At 30.9% G+C, this 3,723-nt stretch carries 3 protein-coding genes; 1 reads left to right on the top strand and 2 read right to left on the bottom strand.

Annotated features, from left to right (window positions below; translation table 11 throughout):
• Positions 1 to 227: 227 nt before the first annotated feature.
• Both P9B04_RS16755 and P9B04_RS16750 read right to left on the bottom strand, forming a co-directional pair.
• A complete protein-coding gene (locus P9B04_RS16755; protein WP_342056125.1) occupies positions 228 to 431 on the bottom strand; it encodes a hypothetical protein in 204 nt (67 codons plus the stop codon).
• A gap of 126 nt (positions 432 to 557) precedes the next feature.
• Positions 558 to 1,217: a hypothetical protein gene (locus P9B04_RS16750; RefSeq protein WP_342056124.1), complete on the bottom strand. Its 660-nt coding sequence runs from the start codon at positions 1,215 to 1,217 to the stop codon at positions 558 to 560.
• A gap of 646 nt (positions 1,218 to 1,863) precedes the next feature.
• Here P9B04_RS16750 and P9B04_RS16745 point away from each other — a divergent pair.
• On the top strand, positions 1,864 to 3,714 hold the full coding sequence (locus tag P9B04_RS16745) for a WD40 repeat domain-containing protein (protein ID WP_342056123.1): 1,851 nt from the start codon (positions 1,864 to 1,866) through the stop codon (positions 3,712 to 3,714).
• Positions 3,715 to 3,723: the final 9 nt, after the last annotated feature.

Raw genomic sequence — 3,723 nt, 5'->3', positions numbered from 1 at the left:
GACATCTGCCTATTCTAGCTTATAAAGGGTATAACAAGAGCGGATTTGGTATTATTTAAGTAGTAAAATTTAATCTAAGTTGATAGTATTTCCTCCTTATAATGAGTAATCAAATATGAAATATACCTTTCATGATTTAAAAAGTTGTTAGAAGATTAGGTGAAAATTGAATTTTAATTACTTATGAAACACTATCTTTTTGAAAAAACATGATGAATTGATTGTTTTTAATCTCTTTGGCGTTTATTACCAGTAACAAAAACAGCCACTAACCCTGTCATAGTACCACCACCCATTATGGCAGAAGTGGCAACTTTATCATTAATGCCTAAATAAATAGAACCACCTAAACTAATAATAGAAATTATAAAACCGGTTAGTAATCCTAAATCAGCACGTCTAGCATCTGACTTTATGAGTGCTTTTTTCATTTCTGTTATCAGAATTCATAGTAAAAATCGAAATTTTTTACACATAACATTCTCGCATTTGAGATATTTATAAGCTATTAAATAATCGGAGAATTTCCATCAAAATTGGAACTCAATGGTGAAAATCTAAAGATTAAGGAATCCACGAAGCCACCATGTAACAACACCAACAGAAACAGTAATAAGTCCACCAATAACAACAATAGCAATTTGTCGCCAATTCTTGAGTTCCCCTACTTTTTCACTCAAGTCCGGTATTCTTTTAATATCATCTTGTTGTTTTTCTAAAATACCTTCATTCCTACCCATTTTTTCCACTAGATTGGGTATATGTTGGATTGACTGTTGTTGAATTTGGACAGTAGTATCAATTCTAGTAATTTTTTCTGCTTGATTCTGGACAGTCGCATCAATTCTATTAATTTTTTCTGCTTGATTCTGGACAGTGGTATCAATTCTATTAATTTGCTCTGATTGTCTCTGGACAGTAGCATCAATTCTAGTAATTTTTTCTGCTTGATTCTGGACAGTAGTATCAATTCTAGTAATTTGCTCTGATTGAGCCTTAATGGTATCTACAACTTTCGCCAAGGTATCATTAATATTAGCAATCTGCTGTGATTGGGCTTTAACGGTATCTACAACTTCTTTCAAAGTATTATCAACTTTAGCAATCTGTTCTGATTGCTCATCTATCTTGCGCTCTATTTTATCTATTACCTGTTCTTTCGGGATGCTCATAGTAAAAGGTAAGATTTTATAAGCGTAACGTTCTGATTCTAGCATTTTAGGGCTTTATAAGCTATTAAAAAATCAGGGAATTCCGATTTTGATGGGTATTCCCTGGCTAATACTGATTGTTTGAAGAATTTTACTGGGGGGGACAACTGTTAAGAGTCACTTGTAATCGCTCAGAACTCCATAGGAAATTAAAGTTAATATCAGTTTTTGCGGAGATTAGAGCCAGTGTAATTAAGGGAATTGAACCAACAAGACATAGTTGGATTGCACTCTTATTGAACGGGATATTGGTCATATATAAATCCTCTTATTACTTAGAGAACGAAGGAATATATTTTGATTATGAACCATGAGTGTAGCTGATATTGCTACACTTATTATTTCAAGAGAAACTTATATATAATATATTGTGTGACTTTTATTCGGAAATATTTGACTGTCTGAGTTAATGTCTGAGTTAATGTCTGAATTTTTTTCAAAATGACTAATTTCTTGTGCTAATCAAGAAATCGTATGCGCATCATGATAACATACTTTCAACAGTTAAGAATTTACCACTATGGGTCGCTCTGTTCAACTTAAACCGGAACTGCAAGAAGAGATTAAAGCATTACTTCCTCGTAATAATTTTTCGAGTCAACAAGTTTTAGCTGAACATCTGGGACTAACCCGTAGTACGGTTAATAATTTTTTGAATGGTAAACCGGTTGACCGTTTAAATGCTGAAGAAATTTGTACAGCATTAGGTCGTAATGTCAGAGAAGTAACTTATGTAAAAGAATCTAAAATACAAGAAACAAAAAAGGAAACAAAAATAGATTGGGGAGGATCTGCACCTATTTTTAGTCGTTGTGATTATCTTGGAAGAGTGAAAGAATTAAACAAGCTGAAGAAATGGATTACAGCCGATAACTGTCGTGTTGTTTTCATTCAAGGTATAAAAGGGATGGGAAAGATTAATCTCGCTTATCAATTAGGACAAGAAATTTCAAAGGATTTTGATTATGTTGTTGTGCGATCACTAGACCAATATCAATCAATTGATGAATTAATAACTGATTTGTTATCTTCTTTAAATAATCAGGAAGACATTGAGAGGTTAGATGGTGAGCAAAAGTTAAAAAAGATGATGAAAAAGTTACAATCAGATCGTTGCTTATTAATCTTAACTAATATAGATTGGATAATAGAAAATGATTCTTTCGATTTTGAAAAAGAGAAATATAATGTTTTGTTAAAAGCAATAGCTAACGAACAAAAAAAAAGTTGTTTAGTTATGACTAGTAAGATTAAACCTAAAAAAATTGAATTGCTGGATTCCAAAAATCAATTGATTAGTTACCTAGAAATACCACCTTTATCTGTAGAAGCAATCAAAAATATTTTTAATAATGTAGGTTCATCTCAAGGAAAAGAATTTCAAGGAACAGAAAGGGACTGGGAACTACTAAGAAAAAAATATCAAGGTAATCTTTTTGTTTTAGAGAATGTTGCTATTAACATTCAGGAAAACTTTTCTGGTAACATAACAAATTTTATAACTTTTGGTGATTTTGTTTTTAATGGAATTGAAGACTTTATACAGAAACTATTAGAAAATTCATCAGAAAATGAAAGAAATGTGATGTATTGGTTAGCTATTTATCGTAATCCGATTAGTTTATTTGAATTAAAAGATATTATGAAAGGATTATGGGATAGCGAAATACTAAATATCATTAAACATTTAAAATCACGCTTTTTTCTAGAAAGTAAAGATGAAGTTGTGTTAATCCAACCACCAATGATCCGAGATTATTTAATTAAGCAATTAATTAAGGATATGACAGAGGAAATAATTAATAATAGTTTTAAGTTGTTAAATAAGTTTCCTTTATTTTTACCCACAGCAACCATAAAAGTGAGAGAAGATCAAGATAAATTTATTGTTAAACCAATTCTTGATAAACTCAAAACTAAATTACATACAGAAGAACAAGTTAAAGAACATTTAAGAAAACTTTTAGATGAGAACAAAAATAATAAATCTGATCGATATCTAGGAGGCAATCTGTTTAATTTACTTCTCCATTTAGGTGATTTAGAAAATAAAGATCTTTCATATTTAATATTAAAAAACGCAGACTTGCGAAAAATTAGTTTAGAAAGTATGAATTTTACCGGCTCTAAATTATCAAACTCAATGTTTTTAAATGGATTTAGTAATGTGATTTCTGTTGCTTTTAGTCCTGATGGAAAATGGTTAGCAATTGGTGATACTAATGATCAAATGTATATTTGGCAAGTTGGAGAAAGTTGTCCTGTTTTACATGAAATTATTGAGACTAATAATGGATGGGTAAGAGCGATCGCTTTCAGTCCTGATAGTAAAATAATTACCAGTGGTGGAGAAAATGGTGATATCTGTTTATGGGAGGTAGAAACAGGAAAATCCATTGCTACTTTTCCGGGACATCTTGATAGAGTTAGATCCTTAAGTTACAGTGCTAATGGTCAATTATACCAAATCCGCTCTTGTTATACCCTTTATAAGCTAGAATAGGCAGATGTC

Source organism: Crocosphaera sp. Alani8 (genome assembly GCF_038442745.1).
In the GTDB taxonomy this organism is placed as follows: Bacteria; Cyanobacteriota; Cyanobacteriia; order Cyanobacteriales; family Microcystaceae; genus Crocosphaera.
Note: the sequence above shows the minus strand (reverse complement) of the source record. Positions and strands in the feature narration are given on the sequence as shown.

What these genes read in the sequence shown, in the direction of transcription:
- P9B04_RS16755 (WP_342056125.1), bottom strand. Translation starts at nt 431, where the DNA reads ATGAAAAAAGCACTCATAAAGTCAGATGCTAGACGTGCTGATTTAGGA.
- P9B04_RS16750 (WP_342056124.1), bottom strand. Translation starts at nt 1,217, where the DNA reads ATGCTAGAATCAGAACGTTACGCTTATAAAATCTTACCTTTTACTATG.